This is a genomic window from Erythrobacter sp. HI0063 (assembly GCF_001635685.1).
Taxonomy (GTDB): domain Bacteria; phylum Pseudomonadota; class Alphaproteobacteria; order Sphingomonadales; family Sphingomonadaceae; genus Qipengyuania.
In genome coordinates this window covers 1-20,506 of the sequence record NZ_LWFF01000182.1, presented here as the reverse complement: position 1 = coordinate 20,506, position 20,506 = coordinate 1, and the positions used below count along the sequence as shown (strand labels likewise).

Below are 20,506 nucleotides of genomic sequence, written 5' to 3'. Positions count from 1 at the left end.
CAGGGTATGATGTTGTCTTCTCAGATCATGCCAGCGGCACAGAATGGGTCGCACAATTGAAAGCGACCAGTTCTGAAGCTTACGTTGAAGAATGGTTGGAGCAACACCCTGATGGTGAAATCATCATAACATCAGAACTTGCCGAGCGAATGGGACTTCAAGATTCCGGCTTCGCGAACGCAGAACTCACAGCCGATACCGAGGAACTCGTTGATCAGCTTATATCTGCTGAACAGAACGACGCCATTTGGGAATACATCCCAGGGTTGACCGCGCTATCAATCGCGGCGGTGGTCTATGAGATGCATCGTCGTCTTCTGCGAGGGGAGATCAGCAGAGATGAATTTATATGGATGACCGCAAAGGCCACCGGGAAGAGCGCCGCTCGCGTATTGGTGCTTACCAGTTTACTTAGTATTCCTTTTATTAGCTTTATTACCGCCCTAGCGTTGATCGCAAATATATTATCTCAAACCTCTTTCATTGGGCGTGTCAACGCATACATTGAAAGAAAGCGAGCCGTTATCGACGCAGTTAAAAAATTTCAATTAGCTGCGCACTCCGAAAAATTGATCATAGAAGGGGCCCTAAAGTCCGCTCATCTGCAGAGGGAAATTATTGCAAGTCTGGAGGGCAAAAGTGAGGAAGCCACGAACATATATTGGAAAGAATACCGAAGAACTCTAGCAGGATTGGATGAAAGAGGATCAACGCGCGATAAAATTCGGTTATCTTATAACGATCCTTCTGAGTACATTCCACCAGAGCACCACGATGGGCAGGTAGAGGATTCAATCCGCGCCAAAATTAATGAGCTAGAGGGAGGGCGTTTGCAATTATTCGCAAAGGCAAGGGTCGCTATGAATGATGCGGGCTTAAGTGCGTCGTTCATAGGTTTTATCAAAGATACACTTGATAAGCAGCAGGCTGAAGCGTTGATTTTCAAAATAAATGGCGATTCAGAATATATCAAACGACCGTAGCATTAAGTTTTACCTTCGAGAAGGTCTGATGACGTATAGAATTGCATATGTGCGCTTTAGAAAGAGCGGCAAGGCCTACCCAGTAGATTGCGAGCGATCTGATTTGCAAAGAGGCGACGTCGTCGTGGTTCGAATGGGGGCAGGGGAGCCCTTACTTCGAGTTGCCGAAGTCGACCGTGTCGAATTTTTAAATTGGCAATGCCAAAACGAAATAATATGCAAACGATCGGAATTTTTCTCACGAGACGCCGGGGGCTATACCATAAAACGTGAAGCGCCGCCTCAGTTTCTAGAGACTGTTGAACAGCTGGAAAAGGAACTTCAAAAACTCGGATGGGGAAAGAAGGGCTTTGGTAGAAATGTGTACCGAAGTGTCTTCGTCTGTATGTACGGGAACACTGGGGCAGCAATTGGAATTCGTCGAAGAGGAATAGACTATCAAATCTACGATGAGAACTGGGAGGGGTCTCTTAAAGATGGGCCAAAGGGGTTTCCTAGCGGTCCGCGTAATATAGTTCGTCACAACTTTTATGCTTCCGAAGTCGATCTTCTTGAGTTCACAAAAAGATTTGCTATTTCTGCCCATCTTCCGATTGAGGAACTCAAAAGATTTTTCATACCCGTCGGAAGAAAGCAAAAGCCTCTTACGCTAGATTGAGATGATCTTTGAAATATCACGAATGCGATGGGGGAAGCGATGACAGAGGCCGAATGAGATGTCCGCGCGAAGATCAGGATCCTCAAATGACGCTTAAATTTCTTTCTTCCGCGAGGGGCGTGAAATTTTCCTTCGGGCCTTTCGGGGCTGCCTAAGGCGATTCGGAAGCAGGTTAATCGGAGCTGGCTCGAGATGCTCAGTCACCTTCGGAAGGGTCTCCGCAGCCTTGCGCAGCAATTCCATATGGGCGTTGGAGTAGCGGCCTTCGGTTTCGGAGGCGAGCTTGTGCCCAGCAAAGTCCGCCCGTATCTCGCTCGGAATGTAAGCCGCTTTCATCGCGTCGATGGCAGTGTGGCGAAACGAGTGGTTGGCCTGTCCTTCTACGAGAAACGGCAGCTGCTTGGCGAGGTGGGTCCAGCGCGTCTTGTAGAATGCGCGGCCCAAGGTCCCAATGCCGCTTTCGGGAAGCAGTTCGGGGAAGAGAAGGCATTCGCCGTCAGCTCGAAGGGCCTCCACGTAGTTGACGAAGCCCAGTCGAAGCAATTCGGTCGCCACCGGCATAACTCGCTTTGAGCTACCCGTTTTTAGGCCGCGCAGCGAATTCGGCTTTACTTGGACTTGCCAGTGCCCGCCTTCCAACTCGATTTCGTCGAGCTCCAGGCTGCTGATTTCGTCAAGACGCATACCGGTATACCAGGCGATCATGGGCACCCAATACCAAGAATCATGGTAGATGCTGGTTCCAGGCTGCATCCGGCGCTTGGGCGATGAGGTGCCAGTCCATGGCGGGAGGCTGAAAATCATCCGTCCCTGCTCTTCCGTGTAACGCTGCCGATCTTCCCGCACGTTGCCCTGCTTCTTCATGATGAAGGCGCTGTAATCCAGCACCGCAATGGGATGGTGGCGCGCGAACCAATCCGTCAGCTGACGCAGGAAGCCGAAATGGCGATTGGTCGTCACCAAAGAAAGGCCAAGGTCCTTTCGGGTCAACCGGGTCGGTGCATCGGCTTCACCATTGTCGATCTCGCGCTTCTGCCGCTGCTTAGCGAGCTGCTCGTTCTCCGCGATGAGAGCCTCGTATTCATCGACGATTTCGAGGATGGTCATCTCTTGCTGCTTCGGCGACCGCAGGAGTGTCGCACCGTGCACCCGCTCGAAGCAGTCGTTGAGCTTAACCAGATCATCATGCGTGATCTGGGCGAGCGGTCGACCTTCCAGTACGTCGTCGAGGAAACGTGCGGCGACCCCCGCCTGCTTGCGTGTCTTAGCTGTCCAAGCCTGCCCGTTCTTCCGCCTTGATTTCCCATCCTTGCCCCCGGTTCTGGGATTATGCGCGAAGAATTTTTCCAGCGCCTCGGTCGCCGTCATGGTCCCATAAAGACCCGCCATTGCGGGCTGTGTAGGAGAAGGTACGGGTGGCGTGGGCACTGCAGTGCCATATCGTTCAGTTGGCTCGTATTCGGCTCGCGGGACCGGCGCATAGGCGGCTCCAGGGTTGGCCAACATTTCCCGGAATTCTCGGATGGCGACGATGCGGGCTTCGTTGACCACCTTGCGCGCCATGGCCTCGCGCAATGCGGACTGCTCTAGGCCGAACTCGGCGAGCCGCGCGACTGCGGCCTGTTCGGCCCCTTCGTGCTCGATCGACGCGGCGAGATCCGACCAGGCGAGGACCACGATCTCCTCGTCATCATCGTCGGGATCGACGCGAGCGACGAGGAAGTCCTCGATCTTGCCCTGTACTGCCCCGTCTTGTGCGGCCATTTCGCTTGCACCCAGCCGCAGCGTCAGGGCCTTGCCGATATCATCGTGGTCTTCGGGCGGAAGGACGTGAAGGCTCCCATGCATGGCTTCCAGCCGATCGCGCTCGACGAGGATCTGGCGCCGAAAGATCTCCGCCCGCTGCGCGGCGTCTAGCCCGTCGCCCGCCATCTTGCTGATCATGTTCATCGCGACCCTTTCGCAAATCAAAGTCAGGGCCGGCGCGAGCAGACCCGCGCGCCTGCGGCTGGTTGTCTTGAGCGAGAAGCGTATCCGAAAAGGCTTATCAGCCCCTAAACGTATGAGTTTGCGATAGTAATACGTGCCCTGCTTGCGGGTAACGTTCTGAATGCCGCACATGTGCCGTGGCCCCCTTCCGTGGCACCCTGCCGTGGCGAACCAAGGCAGGGCTGGAATGGGAAACGAGAGCTTTCAGATACTTGGACGATTTCCGGCTGGGGTTCCTGTCACCCCTGCCATTTCTTCGATATGGCCCAAGCGTTCGAAGTGGCTTCAGGCTTTCCCTGCGGTTTCAAATCGCATGCTTCCTTAGCGCAGTACCCCTCCGCGATCTCGATATCGGCATCATGAGCCGGACGTTTATCGATAAGAGCAGTTCACCCCAGATAGATGCGCCCGCGCGGGTAATGGGTTGTGCGGATTCGCGGTACGAGCAGGAAATCGTCGCCAGCATCGTGACCAAAAAGGTGGCGACCTTGATGCCGCCCGCGGTCGAAGCCGCGTCTGCGCCGATAAACATCGGCAGCATCATGACGAGCGCGGCTTCATCGGACAGCGCGCCGCCCACGACCTCGATGGCAATAACCGCTCGGACAAACAGGGAACCGAGCGATTTCGGGCCCTTAAACGCTATCTCGCGAACCACCCTTCGCAAGAATAGCGTGTCGCCAGGCCCAGGGTTAGGGTTATAGGAATTGCCGAACCGGCTGCTTCGATCGAAATGGCCGGGCGCGAAAAGGGGTAAACCATTGAAGAAAATCGTCACGCTGTGCGCCATGGTCCTGGCCGCGCCCGCCGCTGCGCAGGGGATCGAGCAGACCAAGGGCGGATTCGAGGACAAGTTCCGCCAGCTCGACGAGGTGCTGCCGACGGCCAATGTCTATCGCAACGCGTCGGGCGCGCCGGGGCATCAATATTGGCAGCAGGAAGCCGATTACACGATCGAAACCACGCTCGACGAGGATCGCCGCCGGTCGAGCTCGCGCGCCACGATCCGCTACACCAACAATTCGCCCGACACGCTGCCGTGGCTGTGGATGCAGCTCGACCAGAACATCTTCCGCACCGATTCCATGGCCGAGCTGACCGACGATTTCGGCGGGGCGGGGCGGCGCGGTCCGGCGGTCAGCAATGCCAGCGGCAGCCAGCCCGCGCGCCTGTCGCTGGAGGAATTGCGCCGCCAGCAGACGATGGCGGACAATGATTTCGGCTACGACATCCGATCGCTGCGGCTGGTCGGCGGCGGCGAGTTGAAGCGCACCGTTGTCGGCACGCTGATGCGGATCGATCTGCCGGTCGCGCTCGCGCCGGGGCAGAGCGTCGAGTTCGCGATCGAATGGGATTTCAACATCGTCGAGGAAAACGCGGTCTATGCCCGATCGGGTTACGAGCATTTCCCTGACGATCCGCGCCCCGGCGGCAACGACATCTTCCTGATGGCGCAGTGGTTTCCGCGCATGGTCGCTTATTCCGACTATGAAGGTTGGCACAACAAGGAGTTTCTGGGGCGGGGCGAGTTCACGCTGGAATTCGGAGATTACGACGTCGCGATCACCGTGCCGGACGATCACATCGTGTCGTCCACCGGCGTGTTGCAGAACCCCACCCAAGTCCTGACTTCGCAGCAGATCCAGCGTCTGGAGCGGGCGCGCACCGCCGACGCGCCCGTCTTCATCGTGACCCCGCAGGAGGCGGAAGCCAACGAGCGCAGCGGCGCATTAGGCACGAAGACCTGGCGCTATTCCGCACAGAACGTGCGCGATTTCGCCTGGGCGTCGAGCCGCAAGTTCGCCTGGGACGCGCAGGGCCACAACCAGCCGGGTGCCCAGAACGAGACCGTGATGGCGATGTCCTTCTACCCCAAGGAAGGTGGCGAGCTGTGGCAGAAATATTCGACCGCCGCCGTGGTCCACACGATGGAGGTCTATTCCCGCTTCAGCTTCGACTATCCCTATCCCACCGCGCAGAGCGTCAACGGGCCGGTGGGCGGGATGGAATATCCCATGATCACCTTCAACGGGCCGCGCACCAATCTCAACGACGATGGGACGCGCACCTATTCGCTGTCGGAAAAGATGTTCCTGCTCGGCGTCGTGATCCACGAAATCGGGCACATCTATTTCCCGATGACCGTCAATTCGGACGAGCGGCAGTGGACATGGATGGACGAGGGGATCAATTCCTTCCTCGATTCCATCGCTGGCTACGAATTCGATCCGACTTTGCCGTGGAGCGGCGGGATCCCGCGCGATGTGATTTCCTACATGATCTCGGACAATCAGGTGCCGATTATGACCCATTCGGATTCGGTGCTGAATATCGGCCCCAACGCCTATACCAAGCCGTCTGCCGCTTATCACATCCTGCGCGATACGGTGATCGGGCGCGAACGGTTCGATTTCGCGCTCAAGGAATATGCGCGCCGCTGGAAGTTCAAGCGGCCGACGCCGGCCGATTTCTTCCGCACGATCGAAGAGGCCTCCGGCACCGATCTCGACTGGTTCTGGCGCGGCTGGTTCTACACCACCGATCACGTCGATATTGCGCTCGATTCGATCTATAAATTGCGGATCGATACCGAGAACCCGGATATCGATCTGCGCCGCCGCCGCGAGGAGCTGGCGAACGAGCCCAAGCGCATCGGCGTCACGCTGAACGAGGAACAGGACCTGCCGATCTGGGTGCTGGAGAATCCCGGCATCAGAGATTTCTACGACGAGAACGACCAGTTCACCGTCACGCCCAAGGACCGCAGGGATTATCGCAGCTTCCTGGACAGCCTGGAGCCGTGGGAACGCGCCACCTTCGATCGCGCGATCAGGGAGGACCGCAATTATTACGTCCTCAACTTCTCGAACAGGGGCGGGCTGGTGATGCCGATCATTCTCGGCCTGACCTTCAGCGACGGCAGCACGGAACGGATGAACATCCCGGCGGAAATCTGGCGCCGCGATTCCCGATCGGTCACCAAGCTGCTGCACTTCCCCAAGGGCAAGGAGCTGACCGAGGTCGTTGTCGACCCGAACTGGGAGACGGCGGATGCGGATATCGAGAACAATTACTATCCGCGTCGCATCATCCCGAGCCGGATCGAAGCGTTCAAATCCGAAGGCTCCAGCTCGCGGCTGGGCCGCGATCTGATGCGGGAAGCGAGCGAATGATGCGTTCGTTTTTCGGTCGCGTGCTGTTGGCACTGGCGGTGCTGTTCGCCGCCGTGCCCGCCGCCGCGCACCAGCAGAAGCTCGCGATCTCCACCGTCTCGATCAATACGCGCACCGACCGGGTCGAGATCGTCCATCAGGTGCCCCTGCACGATGCCGAACACGCGCTTCGCCATGGCGGGGTTCATTCTCCCGATATCGTGGGCCGCCCGGAAAGCCGCCGCGCTTTTGCGGATTACGTCACGGACCGGTTCCGGGTGCGCGTGGGCGATCGCTTGGCCGAATTATCCTTCGTGGGTAGCGAGGTGAAGGGGGGAAGCCTCTGGGTTTATCAGGAGATGCCGTTGCCGCCGTCGTCTTCAGACGTCGCTATCAATTCGCAGATCCTGACCGACGTTTGGGCGCGGCAGGAAAACCGCGTCAATCTGGGCGGTGGAACCGACGTCGAAACGCTGATCTTTCGCGCCGGAGATGGGTTCAAGCGGGGCGAACTGCGGCGCTGAACCGGATTTTGCGACCTCGCCGATTCAATCCGGAAAAGACGGAACCGTAGGGCCGTTCGAAGGCCCTACGGTCTGCCGCTTGTCAGAAATCCACCCCCACGCGTGCATAGAGGAAGCGTCCGTTGAAACCGGATGGCGAGAACGAGCTGTAAGGCAGGAAGGAGCCGGTCAGGCCGTAATTCGGCGTACCCGGACCGCCCGGCTGGCCGAAGAGCACCCGGTCGGGATAGCTGTCGAACACATTGTTCGCGCCGATCGCCAGCTCCAGCCGCTCGATCGGCCGCGCTCGGACTTCGACATCCGCCACCCACTGGCCGGATAGCGTCTGGTCGGTCGCTTCGGTCGATCCCGGGATCAGTACCTCGCCGAAACGGTTGGCGCGTGCGGTCAAGCCGAAGACATCGTAATCCCAGTCGAGCCCGAGATTGAGTTTCGTGCGCGGTTGCCCTCGCGTCAGGCGCAGCGATTCCTGCCGTCCGAACAGAGTGAGGCCGGGCAGGCTCGGAAGAATGGCGGTGTCGCGGATTTCGGTCTTGTTGTCGCTGTACCCGGCGGTCAGCGAGAAATCACCCGCACCGAAATCGGGAACGCGATAAGTGCCGACGATTTCGAACCCCTTCGTCCGCGTGTCGATTCCGTTGATGAAGAACCGGGCCGAGGTGATGTTGTTGAAGCCCGCCCCGCGCAGCAGCGATACCACCGCCGCACCTTGCAGGTTTTCGGTGATGACGATGCGATCGTCGATATCGATACGGTAATAATCGGCAGTGATGTTAAGGCCGGGGATCATCGAGAAGGTGATGCCCACGGACAGATTGGTCGATTCCTCCGGTTCGAGCGGCTGCGATCCGAGAGCGAGCGCCACCGGGCTCGATACAGGGAAGGTGCCGATCTCCACCAGATTGCCATTGACGTTGTTGGTGCTGGTGGTGGCGTAGAATTGCTGATGGAGCGACGGAGCCTTGAAGCCGGTGGATGCACTGCCGCGCAGGGCCAGGCCGTCGACGGGTTCGACGCGGGCCGCGATCTTGCCGTTGAGCGTGTCGCCGAAATCGGAGAAATCCTCGTAGCGACCCGCGAGTTGCAGGGTCAGGACATCGAAGAAGGTGCTTTCCAGTTCGGCATAGAGCGCCTTGGAATCGCGGCTGGCATCCACCTCGTTCGCCGGACGGAAGCCCGGGAAGACCTGCGCTCCGGCAGGCGCGTTGAAGGGCGCGGCGGCGAAGGGGCCGGCCTGATAGCTCTGCGGATCGCCCGCATCGATCTGGAAGCGCTCGTCGCGATATTCCGCCCCGAAGGCGACCGACAGGCCATCGCCGAAACCGAGATCGAACAGACGTTGCAGATCGAGATTGAAGGTCGTCTGCCCGAAGGTCAGCTCGCCTGCGTCGAAGCGGCGGGCGCTGGCATTGCCGAACGAGGTGTTGAAACTGTTCTCGACGAAGAAATGGAACGAGTTTTCGCCGTGGACGCTGGAAAAGTCATAGCTGAACCCGCCCAATTCGCCGCGCACGCCGCCAGCAAAGGCGAAGTCGGTGATTTCGGAGACGATCAGCGGCAGGAACCCTTCGGAATAGAAGGGTACGAAGCTGGTTGTCGAAGCGGAGAAATTGCGGTTTCGGGAGTCGGTGGCGCGGCGGTAGAACCCGGCGCTTTCCGCATCGCGCTTGCCGAAGCTGGCGAAGGTATAGACTTCCGCTGCAGAGGACAGGTCGTATCCGCCGTTCAAAAACAGGGAGAAGTCGCTGATCGCCGCATCCCCGTAGCGGTGGGTGTAGCGATCGAAGGTCAGCTCGCGCGGATCGGCGTTTCCGGCCACACTGGGGAATTGCTGCCTCGGATCGGCGGCGGCGCGATTGGTGGGATTGCGATCCTGGAATTGCCCGGTGAGATTCAGATAACCGTCCGGCCCCATCGGCAGGCCGACATTCGCCGCCAGCGTCAACGTGCCCCCATCGCGGCGCGAGCGATCTTCTCCGGTATTGGTCAGCTGATAGACGCCGCCAGCACCTGCGGTCGGATCGAGCACCGGCTGGTTGGCCCCGTTCACGACCGGACCGCCTTGTTGCAGCACGCCGTCCATATCGGTGCGATACTGGCCATACGTGATCTGCGCGCGCCCGCCCTCGGCACGCCGCAGCCTTACATTGATGACCCCCGCGATCGCGTCGGATCCGTATTGGGAGGATGCGCCATCGCGCAGGACTTCGATCCGCTCGATCGCCAGCGGCGGGATGGTGTTGAGATCGACCGCTGCGCTGCCGCGTCCGACCGACCCGTTCAGATTGAGCAGGGCGGAAGTGTGACGACGCTTGCCGTTGACGAGCACCAGCGTCTGGTCGGGCGCCAAGCCCCGCAAGGTTGCCGGGCGCAGCGCATCCGTACCGTCGGTAATCGAGGGCTGGGGGAAGTTGAAGCTGGGCACCAGCTGATTGAGGAGCTTGTTGACCTCGGTGTAGCCGGAATTGTTCAGTGCGTCCCCGCCGATGACGTCGATCGGAACCGGACTGTCCGCTGCGGAGCGATCCGTCCGGCGGGTTCCGATGACGACGATCTGTTCCTGCGGGGGCTCCGCTTCTTCGATCGAAAAATCGGTTTCGTCCGTCGTTTGCTGAGCCAGCGCGGGCGATGCGAAAAGAGCCAAAGTGGCAGACGAAGCAAGCAGCGCGATACGAGACATTCCGGGCCCTCCTTGAAGCACGGATCTTGTACCACTACGCAATATTGCAACAAGATTGTAACGCCTGGCTTTTCACTAATTTGTAATATGTCTCCAGAAAGACACAAAGCTATTTCTAGACGGCCTAAATCATTGATTTCTTACCCCCCGACGCGCGCCCGGCGTTAACCGGCACGCAACTGCCCCGGAGCCTTAGAGCTGCCACGAATAACGTTATAAAATATCATTGACTCCCAAGTCTTCACGGGTATGGGCGTCGCTAGATTGAGACATTGTCTCATCGAGTTTCCCCATACCCGTGAGTTTCCCAATGATTACCCGTTTTCTTGCCAATTCCGCGCTCTCGTCGCTCGGCCTGTTCTGCCTGCCGACACTCGCAATGGCTCAGTCCGCGACAGTCGATGGCCTACCGGTCGTGGCGGCGGAGCAAGGCGATGCTCCCATCGTCGTCACCGGTGTGCGGCAGGCCTATCGCGGTGATTTCGCGCTTTCCGAAATTCCGCAATCCATCGATGTCATCAATGCCGGGACGATCGAGGAAAACAGCATCATCCGGCTGAACGATGCGCTCGACCTCAACGCGTCGGTCGCGCGCCAGAACACGCTTGGCGGCTTGTGGGATTCCTTCGCCATTCGCGGCTTCGCGGGCGACGAGAACATTCCGACCGGCTATCTCGTCAACGGATTCAATGGCGGGCGTGGTTTCGGAGGGGAGCGCGACACGGCGGGGATCGAGCGGATCGAGGTGCTGAAGGGCCCCGCCGCCGCGCTTTTCGGTCGTGGCGAGCCGGGCGGGACAGTCAATCTCGTCACCAAGCAGGCGCGGATCGGCGATATTTTCGGCACGTTCGGCGTGCAATTCGGAAGTTTCGACCGGCTCCGATCGGAAGCCGATATCAATCTTGCGGTGACTGAACGGCTGAGCGCGCGCCTGATCGGCTATATCGAGGGGGGCGACACGTTCCGCGATACGGTCGAGGAATATCGTTGGGGTTTCCTGCCCTCCATCGGGATCGCCATCGGGCCGGATACGCGCCTCACCTACGATCTTGAGAAGACCCGCGTGGAATCGCCGTTCGATCGCGGCATCATGGTGCTGGGCGGCGATTTCGATACGGTCCCGCGTGACCGCTATCTCGGCGAGCCCGGCGATGGCGACCACATTGCGCGCGCCGAGGGCCATTCCCTGCGTTTCCAGCATGATTTCAACGCCGATTGGAGCGTGCTGCTGGGCGGAAGCCTGCGCGACACGCTGCTGACGGGCACATCGTCCGATCCCGAACTGGCGGTCTCGCGCCAGCCGATCTTTCGCGATGAACGGTCGCTGTCGCGCCAGCGCCGCTCGCGCGTGTACGATTCGCAGCAATTCGTCCTTCGCGGAGAGATCAGCGGCGCATTCCAGACCGGCGGGCTGCGGCATCGCGTCCTGATCGGGGCCGATCACGACGAGTTCGACAATCTGCAGGATTTCCGCCGCGTCCGCCCGCCATCGGTGAACAGCAACCCGAGCGGGCAGGCCGTTTACGTCATCGACGTTCTCGATCCCGTCTATGGGCGGTTTCCCCTGCCGACGCCGCTGCCGAAGAACAATCGGCTGGACGAGCAGAAATCGACCGGTTTCTTCATTCAGGATCAGATCGAGCTGACCGATCGCCTGCAGATCCGCATCGGCGCGCGTTACGACGATTTCAGCCTGAGGACCGAAAACTACCTCACCGGCATCGACAGCGAGCGCAAGGACGATCGGATCAGCCCGCAATTCGGTGTGGTCTACGAGATCGCCGATCCGGTCACGCTCTATGCCGCCTATAGCGAGGGCTTCCGCGCCAATATCGGCACCGGCGTGACGGGGCGGATATTCGACCCCGAAATCAGCAAGTCGATCGAGGCGGGCGCCAAGCTGACGCTGCTGAACGGCGCGCTGACGGGCACGTTCACCGTCTACCAGCTCGAGAAGGACAATGTCCTCGCCAGCGACATCAACAATCCGGGCTTCTCCGTCGCCATAGGCGAAGCGCGCAGCCGCGGTATCGAACTGGACGTCAACGGCCGCCTGCCGGGCAATATCGATATCCTGGTGAGCTACGCCCATGTTGATGCGCAATCGCGCTCGAGCGTGCTCGATCCGAATTTCTCCTTCGTCATCGAGCCGGGCGATCCCCTGATCAATATTCCCGACCACACTTTCAACGCGCAGGCGTCCAAGCGTTTCCAGGTTGCGGGACGCGCGGCGAAGCTTGGCGGCGGGGTCCAGTATGTCAGCGATCGGCTGGGCGCGACCGGCACCGATTTCGTCCTGCCCGACCACACGCTGTTCCGGCTGTTCGGCGAGATCGAGCTTCTCGACGATGTCACGCTGTTCGGCACGGTGGCGAATATCTTCAACGCCGACTGGTACGCCAACAGTTACTCGCAACTCTGGGTCCAACCGGGCGCGCCGCGCACTGCGACCATCGGCTTTCGAGCGGGGTTCTGATGACGATGACGGACGCATCCGCCGTTCCCGCGATCGCCATCGAGGGCCTGCATCACAGCTATGGAGCCAATACCGTGCTGCGCGGGCTCGATCTGACCGTGCGCCGGGGCGAAATCTACGCGCTGCTCGGCGGGAATGGGGCGGGCAAATCGACCACGCTGTCCGCTCTTCTCGGCTTCGTCGCGCCACAGGCCGGCACGGTGCGGGTCTGCGGTATCGATCCCGTCGCCGATCCACGATCCGCGCGCGCGGTGATGGCCTATGTGCCGGAGAACGTCTCGCTCTACGAGCATCTCACGGCGCGCGAGAATATCGGCTATTTCCTGTCTCTTGCCCAGACCGGGCAGGGACAGGATGCGATCGAGAGCGGCCTGAGCGCCGTCGGGCTCGCGCCTGAGGCCTGGGACAAGCGCCTTTCCGGCTTCTCGAAGGGAATGCGCCAAAAAGTTGCCATTGCCCTCGCGCTCGCCCGCGATGTTCCCGTGCTTCTGCTGGACGAGCCGACCTCGGGCCTCGACCCGCGCGCCGTGCTCGAATTCAATCGTCTGCTCGATGCCGCGCGCGAGCGGGAAGTCGCAGTGCTGATGGTGACGCACGATATCGTCAGCGCGGTCGATATCGCCGACAGGATCGGCTTTCTCGGGCAGGGTCGGATCGAGGAGGAACGCGCGGCAAGTGCGACCGGCCCGCGCTTCGACTTGAACGCGCTGCACGATTCCTACGCCCATGCAGGAGCAGCCGCATGAGCGCGGCCACGCTGATTGCGCGCGAGGAATGGCGCGTGCTGGCGCGCAACCGCGCGGGTCTGATCGCCGGGGCGCTGTTCGTCCTGCTGATACTCGTTGCCAGTTTCACCAGCCTGGATTGGCGCAGCGCCATCGAGGCGGATCGCGCGCGCTATCAGGCGAGCGTTGACGAATCCTTCGATGCGCAGCCCGATCGCCATCCGCACCGCATGGTGCATTACGGACAGTTCGTGTTCCGTCCGATCGCCCCGCTCGCCTTCTTCGATGCGGGCGTGGACAGCTTCACCGGCAACACGGTCTTCCTCGAAGGGCACCGCCAGAACAGCGCCAATTTTGCAGAAGCGCGCCAGTCCTCGCTGCTGTTGCGGTTTGGTCAGTTGACTCCGGCCTTCGTTCTCCAGACGCTCGCCCCGCTCCTCATCATCTTTCTGGCCTTTGCCAGCGTGGGCCGCGAGAAGGAACGCGCGACGCTGAAGCTGATGCTCGCCCAGGGCTTTAGCGGGCGCAGCCTGATCGCGGGCAAATTGTTGGGGCATGGGGCGATCGCGCTTGGCGTGGGCCTGCCCGCCTTCGCCGTCCTGATCGCGTTTGCGGCCACGGGAGCCGCCGGCTGGGCGAGCGTCGCGCTGATGATCCTCGGCTATGCCGCCTGGCTGATCCTGTGGGCGGCACTGGGTGTGATCGTCTCGGCGCTGGCCGCGCGGCCGCGCGATGCGCTCGCAATCCTGATCGGGCTATGGATGATCGTCGTCATCCTCCTGCCTCGTGCGCTTCCCGAAGCGGCCTCGGCGCAGAGCGAGCTGGCGACCAAGATCGAGACCGAAATCGCGCTGCACCGCGATCTACTGGAAATCGGCGACAGTCACGATCCCGACGATCCCTATTTCAACGATTTTCGCAAACAGGTGCTGACCCGGTACGGCGTCGAAACGGTCGAAGACCTGCCCGTCCAGTATGCCGGGCTCGTCAGCATCGAAGGCGAACGGCTGACGACGCAGATCTATGCCGATGCCGCCGACCGACAGATCGCCAGCGAAAGCGAGCAGAACGCCTTCGTCCACGCGTTTTCCGTCGTGAGCCCACTGATCGCCATCCGGCAGGTGTCGATGGCGCTCGCAGGCAGCGATCCGGCGGCGCATTACGACTTCCTCGATCAGGCCGAGACCTTCCGTTACGATTTCGTGCAGCGCCTGAACCGGATGCAGGCCGAACTTCTGCCGGGCATCGAGGGGGACGATCCGCGCATCCCATCGGCCTATTGGCAGGATATTCCGCGCTTCGCCTACGATGCGCCGGACCCCTTGGAGCGCCCGCGCAGTCTCGTCTGGCCCTTCGCCGTCTTGCTCGGATGGCTGGTTGCGCTGGGTGGACTGGCATTCGTGGCCGTTCGCCGGATCGGGAGGTCGGCACGATGACTAAGGCTGCATCGTCCATCTGGACGGCTGAATTGCGCCTCCTGCTTCGCTCGGGACGCAATCTGCTCGCGCTTATTCTGCTGTTCATGCTCTCGGGCGCGGCCGTCTGGGCCGGTATCGCCGAGATCGAGCACCAGCGTGCCACGATCGAGCGGGTGGAGGCCGAACAAATTCGCGATCTCGCCACGGTCGAGGAGGCGAATGCCGGGCCCGAAGGCGATGCGGGTTACAACGCCTATTACGCTTTCATGCTCACGCAGGATCCACCGCCGCCGCTGGCCTTCGCGGCCATCGGCCAGCGCGACCTGCAACCGTATGTGTTGCGGGTTCGTGCGCTCGGCCTGCAGGCGCAGCTCTACGACTCCGAAACCTATAATCCCGAATTGGCGCTGCCCGGTGTGTTCGACTGGGCTTTCGTACTGATCTACCTTCTGCCGCTGGTCGTGATTGCGCTGGGCCACGATCTGGTGACGGGCGAAAGGGAGACCGGACGTCTCCGGCTGCTGCTGTCTTTGCCCGGCAGCGGTCTGTGGCGGCGCCGGATCGGCCTTCGCTACGGTGCGGTGCTGGCCGCTCTCGGCCTGCCGCTGATTGCTGGTGGGATCGTCATGGCGGCACCTGCCAGCGGTATCGCCGTCATGCTGGGTGCGGCGGCGCTCTATTGTGCCTTCTGGTTTGGCCTCGCCATGCTGATCGGGGCGAGCCTGCGGACCTCCGCCACCGCGGCGGCGGCAATGATCGGCTGCTGGATCGTCCTCACTCTGATCCTCCCCACGCTCGCCAATGCGGCCATCGCGCGAAGCGTTCCCGTCGCCAAGGGGATCGACCTCACCCTGGCACAGCGCGAGATCGTCCATCGCGGCTGGGACGTGCCCAAGGCCCAGACCTTCGAGCGCTTCTTCGTCAATCATCCCGAATGGCGCGGCAAGGAGGAGTTCGAGGGCCGTTTCCACTGGAAATGGTATTACGCCATGCATCAGGTGGGCGACGAGGCGGGTGCGGCTGATGTGAAGGACTATCGCGCCAGCCTGGCGGAACGGGAGGATTTTACGCGGATGCTCGGCCTCGTGCTGCCGGGCGTCGGAACGATGACCGTGCTTCACCGGATTGCGGATACCGACATTGCGGGTCAGCTCGCCTATCAGGACAGCATCGCCGCCTATCACGAGAGATTGCGCCGGTTCTACTATCCCTACCTGTTCGACGAGCGCAGCTTCACGCGTACCGACTTTGCGCAGATCCCGCGTTACGAAACGCGACGCGCGACCGGCACTCTGGATGCCGCGTCGCTGATCGCCCTCGGGATTCTGGCGCTGCTGTTACTCGTAGCCGGGCGCGCGCGGATGGCACGGATCGGCGCGCGGAGACGATCGTAGGCGGCGTACTGCGCCCGAAATCGATGTACCGCGTTGAGAACGCGCGCGCTCTTCCTACCTCTGGGAGATGAAGCCCATTCCCCGTGTCCGCGTGATCGATCTGGAAACCACCGGGTCGAGCCCGCCAGCCCATGCCGTGTGCGAAATCGGTTGGCAGGATGTGGTGCTGCAGGAAGACGGGTTATGGGCGATAGGCGGCGAGGGTGGATCGGCGCTGGTCGATCCGGGGCGATCGATTCCGCCGGTGACGATGGCCGTTCATCACATCATGGACGAGGACGTAAAGGGCGCACCGTTCTGGCAGGAGATCGCCCCGACGATCCTTCGCCCGGAAGGTGGAGCGCTCGCCCTCGCAGCGCACCGGGCGTCGTTCGAGCAGCGCTTCTGCACGCCGAAGCTTTCGGGCGGCGCGAAATGGATCTGTACCTGGAAATGTGCGCTGCGCCTGTGGCCCGACAGTCCGGGCTTTTCGAACCAGGTTCTGCGGTACTGGCGGATGCCGGAAGGGCTCGACCGGTCGAAAGGCCTGCCGGTCCATCGTGCCTTTCCGGACGCTTACGTGACGGCACACCATCTGCGCGATCAGCTCAATGCCGCCGGGCTCGAACAATTGCTGGCATGGAGCAACGAACCCGGCCTCCTTCCACGCGTGCCCTACGGCCCCGATCGCGGCGCATACTGGCGCAAGCTTTCAGACGAGACGTTGCGGCGCTTCACATCGGACCGGAACGAGGATGTGCGTTTTTCCGCCCGACGGGAAATCGAGCGACGCGATGGAACGAGCCTGCCCCGAGAAGACGAGCCGAAACAGGGTGAGCTGCTTTAAGAAAGCAGCCCGGCCGCGAATGTGACGGCGCACCGTACCGGAAACCTGTTCGCGACGCGTTTCGGTCTTTCTCGTTCCGTCGATTTCCTGACGTCGGACAGGTCGCAACGCGGATGGCAATCCGCGCGCGGCGGGCTAGAGCGGTTGAATGGAGACGGGCTTGTTATCCGCAATTCGCGATGCCGACTGGCTGACGTCGCAGCGTGTGCGGGCCTATGCTCTCATGCTGGGGGTTGCCGCTTTTGCCTTGCTGGCGATGGCCTGGATCGAGGCGACGGGCGAGACCGGAAGCGATTTTCTCGCCTTCTGGGGCGCGGGCAGGATTGTGGTGGGGGGCGATCCCGCGCTCGTTTACGATCTGGCCGTGCAGGAGCGCGTACAGACCGCCACGGCGAGCCGGGGCTGGTTCGCTTTCGTCAATCCGCCTCCCTTCCTGTTCCTTGCCGCACCATTTGGATTGCTGCCCTTTCCGCTTGCCTGGATCGTTTGGGTCGCGGTTGGGTATGCGGCTTTCGTATGGGCAGGCATTCGAGCGTTTCCGCGCCTGTGGCCGCTGGTCCTCGTCTATCCCGGAGCCCTGATCGCGGCGACCCATGCGCAGACCGGGCTGTTCGTCGGCGCCCTGCTGATCGCTGCCGTGCATCGCCTCGATACCCGTCCCGTGCGATCGGGCGCGATGGTGGGCGCGCTGATCGTGAAGCCGCATCTGGCGCTGCTTTGGCCGTTCTGGCTCGCAGCGGGGCGGCGGTGGCGCACTTTCGCGGCGGCGGCTGTCTGCGTGTTCGCTCTTATTCTCGCGAGCTGGGCGGTGTTCGGCACGGCGACATGGCTCGGGTATCGGGAAAGCTGGGACGCGAGCGAGAATTTGATGCGACGCGATGCGGCGGAATTCTATCTTCGCATGGTCAGCCTCTATGCGCAGGCGCGCCTTTATCTCGCCCATCCCGTCGCGCTCGGCCTGGCGGTCCTGCTGACGCTCGCGACTATCGCTCTCGCGGTCCGGTCGTGGCAGCGCTTTACGGGCGATGTGCGGGCGAGCGGTGCGCTGCTGCTGGCGGCGAGCGCGCTCGCCTCGCCCTATCTCTTTTCCTACGACCTGCCGTTCCTGCTTTTCCCCACCCTGTGGTTGGTCGAACAGGGGCGCAGGCACGGTTTCCGCCCGTTCGAGAAACTCGCTCTCGTCGGCCTCTATTTCGCGCCCTTCGCGCTAAGGGCCGCTGCGCTGCCGCTCGGTCTCAATCTCATGCCTTTGGCCTCCGCCGTGCTGGTCTGGCTGGTGTGGGGCCGGGGCGGACGGGAACCGGATGCGCGGTCCGAAGGTTGAGCATGGTGGACGGAGGGAGCAAATTTCATGGGGAGATCCATCATGTCGAGTTTGTCCTTCCGCAGCAGCCGTCCCGATGGCTGGACCATGCCCAAGACGGCGCAGGATTCCGGGCTGCGCCGCCAGGTCTATGGGAAGATCCAGCCGATGGAGCAGCCGGGTTTCTGGGCGCGCCTGTTCGGGCAAAGCTGATGCAGCGTTGAACGCACACTAGATTTGAAGAGGGGCCGGTAAGCGCAGTGCTTACCGGCCCCTTTTTCGTTTCGGGTCGGGCTGGTTGCCCGGCGGTCAGTATTCCTCCGGCTCTTCCGGCGTATCGGCGAGATGGTCCTTGCCCGCCTTGCGATCGCCGCGCGCCAGCTTGAACACCACGCCCGATAGCAGCGCCAGCGCCAGCAGGTTGGGCAGCGCCATCGCCGCGTTGGAGATATCCCCCAGACGCCAGACCAGCTGGCTCGGCTGAGTCGCGCCGACGAAGATGCCGATGCACCAGATCACGCGCCACGCGATGTGGAGCGCCTTTTCCCCGCCGCGCGTCGATCCCGGCACCCGGTCGTAGAGGAAGGTGATCGCGCGCTCGCCGTAATAGCTCCAGGTCAGAAGCGTGGTGAACACGAACAGGATCAGCGCGACGCTGGCCACCAATGTTCCGAGCGGAATGCCGCCGATCAGCGTCGGGAACGCCGCCGCGAAGGCGCCGCTGGTGGTCACGAACCCGCTCATCGCGGTGGTGCCCAAGTCGGATTGCCAGACATGGCGCACCGCTTCGCCATTATAGGTGAAGTCGCCTTCCACGGTCAGGATCACCAGCGCCGTCATGGTGCAGATGATGATCGTGTCGATGAACGTGCCCAGCATCGCCATGCGGCCCTGCAGTTCGGGATCGTCGGTCTGTGCCACGGCATGGGCGATCGGGGTCGAACCCTGGCCGCTTTCGTTCGAAAACAGGCCGCGCGCCACACCCGCCCGGATCGCCAGGATGATCGCCGCACCGGCGAAGCCGCCCGTCGCGCTCTGCACGTTGAACGCGCCGTCGAAGATCCGCCCGAAGGTTTCCGGCAGATCGCCGAAATTGAGGATCAGCGCGATCACCGCCATCACGATATAGGCGGCGGCCATGAAGGGAACGACGCTTTCCGCGACGCGCCCGATCGACTTGATCCCGCCGATGATGACGATGAACACGGTGACCGCCACGATCAGACCGCCCAGCCAGCGTTCGATGCCGAACAGCTCGTTGAGGCCGCTGGCGACTTCGTTGGACTGGATCGAATTGCCGGTGACCAGCGCGCTGAACAGCGTGCCGAGGCAGAACAGGATCGCCAGCCAGGTGTATTTGGGGCCGAGGCCCATCATGATGTAGGTCATCGGACCGCCGCGATAGACTCCGTCGGAGGTCTTCTCGCGATAGCGGATGGCGAGGCTGCCTTCCGCAAAGCCCAGCGCCATGCCGAACAGCGCCGTCACCCACATCCAGAAGATCGCGCCCGGTCCGCCCAGTGCGATGGCGGTGGCGACGCCGGCGAGGTTGCCGGTCCCGACCTGGCCCGACAGCGCGGTCGACAACGCGGCGAAGGGCGAGATTTCACCTGCGCCCTTGCCCTTGCGGCCCTTGAACAGGCCGGCAAAGGCGCTGCCCAGCTTGACGATCGGATAGAAGCGCAGGCCGATCATGATCCACGCGCCGATGCCCAGAAGGATCAGGGCCAAGGGCGGGAAGGGTATCACCGCTTCCCCGTTCCAGGTTCCCCCCCAGATAAAGTCGGAGATATTGGTGACCGGCTCGATCATGCGCTCGCCGAATGACGCTGGCTGGCTGGTTGCCATCTATTCAAAACCCCTCATACGTCCCGTTGAAGCGCGGCACGCTAGTCAGGCGGGGCGCGCTTGACCAGCCCTGCGCGCCGTTTTGTCCGCTCGCGGCGCATGGTGGGGTGCGGCACGAGCCGAATCGACGAGCTTGCGTTTCGGCGTGTGCGCGCCTAACAGCGGGGCCGTCTTCCGACATCGGCGGTATCATCCAGCCCCTCCCGATCTTGAATCGGGGCGGCGATGCCCCCATCCCGGAAGCCACGACAATTCGATTCGAAAGCGAGTGAGTTCCCGATGGCCGATAACGCTCCCAAGGCTGCGCCGAAACCTGCGACCAAGACGTCGCCCGCGGAATTCGTCAATCAGGTCCGCGCCGAAACGCGCAAGGTCGTCTGGCCGACCCGCGAAGAGACGATCCGCACGGCGATCTTCGTCTTCATCATGATGGTGATCCTCTCGCTGTTCTTCCTGGGCGTGGATTCGGCCTTCGGGGCCGTGGTGAGCTGGCTGCTCACTCTCGCCTGAGGCCGCTTTCCGGCCACCGA

The 20,506-nt window shown here is 61.6% G+C and carries 16 protein-coding genes; 12 read left to right on the top strand and 4 right to left on the bottom strand.

The window, feature by feature from the left end:
- Both A3736_RS17480 and A3736_RS17025 read left to right on the top strand, forming a co-directional pair.
- A partial coding sequence (locus A3736_RS17480) for a hypothetical protein (RefSeq protein WP_197465516.1) occupies window positions 1-983 on the top strand: 983 nt, incomplete at its 5' end.
- Window positions 984-1,011: 28 nt separating this feature from the next.
- Entirely contained in the window at window positions 1,012-1,641 is a 630-nt protein-coding gene (locus A3736_RS17025) for a hypothetical protein (RefSeq protein WP_197465515.1), read from the top strand.
- 93 nt (window positions 1,642-1,734) lie between these two features.
- On the opposite strand, the gene A3736_RS06210 is transcribed toward A3736_RS17025, so the two are convergent.
- A complete protein-coding gene (locus A3736_RS06210; protein ID WP_067680490.1) occupies window positions 1,735-3,762 on the bottom strand; it encodes a site-specific integrase in 2,028 nt (675 codons plus the stop codon).
- Between the two features lie 172 nt (window positions 3,763-3,934).
- A complete protein-coding gene (locus A3736_RS06205; protein WP_197465514.1) occupies window positions 3,935-4,408 on the bottom strand; it encodes a potassium transporter TrkG in 474 nt (157 codons plus the stop codon).
- Here A3736_RS06205 and A3736_RS06200 point away from each other — a divergent pair.
- The gene (locus A3736_RS06200; RefSeq protein WP_197465513.1) at window positions 4,392-6,803 is read left to right on the top strand and encodes a M1 family metallopeptidase; all 2,412 of its coding nucleotides are present in this window, start codon (window positions 4,392-4,394) and stop codon (window positions 6,801-6,803) included. The genes A3736_RS06205 and A3736_RS06200 overlap by 17 nt on opposite strands.
- On the top strand, window positions 6,800-7,306 hold the full coding sequence (locus A3736_RS06195; RefSeq protein ID WP_082851340.1) for a DUF6702 family protein: 507 nt from the start codon (window positions 6,800-6,802) through the stop codon (window positions 7,304-7,306). Before A3736_RS06200 ends, A3736_RS06195 begins: the two co-directional genes overlap by 4 nt.
- Window positions 7,307-7,388: 82 nt before the next feature.
- Here the strand turns inward: A3736_RS06195 and A3736_RS06190 are convergent, their stop codons facing one another.
- The gene (locus A3736_RS06190) at window positions 7,389-9,986 is read right to left on the bottom strand and encodes a TonB-dependent siderophore receptor (RefSeq protein ID WP_067680484.1); all 2,598 of its coding nucleotides are present in this window, start codon (window positions 9,984-9,986) and stop codon (window positions 7,389-7,391) included.
- 379 nt (window positions 9,987-10,365) lie between these two features.
- On the opposite strand from A3736_RS06190, the gene A3736_RS06185 reads away from it, so the two are divergent.
- The 7 genes from A3736_RS06185 (at window position 10,366) to A3736_RS17475 (ending at window position 18,341) form a co-directional block, all read left to right on the top strand.
- Window positions 10,366-12,462 carry a TonB-dependent siderophore receptor gene (locus A3736_RS06185; protein ID WP_233999272.1) on the top strand — a complete coding sequence of 699 codons (2,097 nt, stop codon included), beginning with the start codon at window positions 10,366-10,368 and terminating at the stop codon, window positions 12,460-12,462.
- Window positions 12,462-13,208 carry an ABC transporter ATP-binding protein gene (locus tag A3736_RS06180; RefSeq protein ID WP_067680479.1) on the top strand — a complete coding sequence of 249 codons (747 nt, stop codon included), beginning with the start codon at window positions 12,462-12,464 and terminating at the stop codon, window positions 13,206-13,208. The genes A3736_RS06185 and A3736_RS06180 overlap by 1 nt, the downstream gene beginning before the upstream one ends.
- The gene (locus A3736_RS06175; RefSeq protein WP_067680477.1) at window positions 13,205-14,623 is read left to right on the top strand and encodes a DUF3526 domain-containing protein; all 1,419 of its coding nucleotides are present in this window, start codon (window positions 13,205-13,207) and stop codon (window positions 14,621-14,623) included. Before A3736_RS06180 ends, A3736_RS06175 begins: the two co-directional genes overlap by 4 nt.
- Entirely contained in the window at window positions 14,620-15,999 is a 1,380-nt protein-coding gene (locus A3736_RS06170) for a DUF3526 domain-containing protein (protein WP_067680475.1), read from the top strand. Before A3736_RS06175 ends, A3736_RS06170 begins: the two co-directional genes overlap by 4 nt.
- 67 nt (window positions 16,000-16,066) lie before the next feature.
- Complete coding sequence (locus A3736_RS06165; protein WP_067680473.1) at window positions 16,067-16,825, top strand: 3'-5' exonuclease; 759 nt, start codon at window positions 16,067-16,069, stop codon at window positions 16,823-16,825.
- A 160-nt stretch (window positions 16,826-16,985) separates the two neighbouring features.
- Window positions 16,986-18,149 carry a glycosyltransferase family 87 protein gene (locus A3736_RS06160; protein WP_156502010.1) on the top strand — a complete coding sequence of 388 codons (1,164 nt, stop codon included), beginning with the start codon at window positions 16,986-16,988 and terminating at the stop codon, window positions 18,147-18,149.
- A 42-nt stretch (window positions 18,150-18,191) separates the two neighbouring features.
- Complete coding sequence (locus A3736_RS17475; RefSeq protein WP_197465512.1) at window positions 18,192-18,341, top strand: hypothetical protein; 150 nt, start codon at window positions 18,192-18,194, stop codon at window positions 18,339-18,341.
- A 96-nt stretch (window positions 18,342-18,437) separates the two neighbouring features.
- On the opposite strand, the gene A3736_RS06155 is transcribed toward A3736_RS17475, so the two are convergent.
- Complete coding sequence (locus A3736_RS06155; protein ID WP_067680467.1) at window positions 18,438-19,976, bottom strand: sodium:alanine symporter family protein; 1,539 nt, start codon at window positions 19,974-19,976, stop codon at window positions 18,438-18,440.
- A gap of 279 nt (window positions 19,977-20,255) precedes the next feature.
- On the opposite strand from A3736_RS06155, the gene secE reads away from it, so the two are divergent.
- Complete coding sequence (secE, locus tag A3736_RS06150; protein WP_067680221.1) at window positions 20,256-20,486, top strand: preprotein translocase subunit SecE; 231 nt, start codon at window positions 20,256-20,258, stop codon at window positions 20,484-20,486.
- Window positions 20,487-20,506 lie beyond the last annotated feature (20 nt).

Excerpts from the sequence above, each read along its gene's own strand:
- A3736_RS17025 (WP_197465515.1), top strand. The coding sequence starts at position 1,012 with ATGACGTATAGAATTGCATATGTGCGCTTTAGAAAGAGCGGCAAGGCC.
- A3736_RS06210 (WP_067680490.1), bottom strand. The coding sequence starts at position 3,762 with ATGTGCGGCATTCAGAACGTTACCCGCAAGCAGGGCACGTATTACTAT.
- A3736_RS06195 (WP_082851340.1), top strand. The coding sequence starts at position 6,800 with ATGATGCGTTCGTTTTTCGGTCGCGTGCTGTTGGCACTGGCGGTGCTG.
- A3736_RS06190 (WP_067680484.1), bottom strand. The coding sequence starts at position 9,986 with ATGTCTCGTATCGCGCTGCTTGCTTCGTCTGCCACTTTGGCTCTTTTC.
- A3736_RS06185 (WP_233999272.1), top strand. The coding sequence starts at position 10,366 with ATGGCTCAGTCCGCGACAGTCGATGGCCTACCGGTCGTGGCGGCGGAG.
- A3736_RS06180 (WP_067680479.1), top strand. The coding sequence starts at position 12,462 with ATGACGATGACGGACGCATCCGCCGTTCCCGCGATCGCCATCGAGGGC.
- A3736_RS06175 (WP_067680477.1), top strand. The coding sequence starts at position 13,205 with ATGAGCGCGGCCACGCTGATTGCGCGCGAGGAATGGCGCGTGCTGGCG.
- A3736_RS06170 (WP_067680475.1), top strand. The coding sequence starts at position 14,620 with ATGACTAAGGCTGCATCGTCCATCTGGACGGCTGAATTGCGCCTCCTG.
- A3736_RS06165 (WP_067680473.1), top strand. The coding sequence starts at position 16,067 with ATGAAGCCCATTCCCCGTGTCCGCGTGATCGATCTGGAAACCACCGGG.
- A3736_RS17475 (WP_197465512.1), top strand. The coding sequence starts at position 18,192 with ATGTCGAGTTTGTCCTTCCGCAGCAGCCGTCCCGATGGCTGGACCATG.
- A3736_RS06155 (WP_067680467.1), bottom strand. The coding sequence starts at position 19,976 with ATGGCAACCAGCCAGCCAGCGTCATTCGGCGAGCGCATGATCGAGCCG.
- secE (WP_067680221.1), top strand. The coding sequence starts at position 20,256 with ATGGCCGATAACGCTCCCAAGGCTGCGCCGAAACCTGCGACCAAGACG.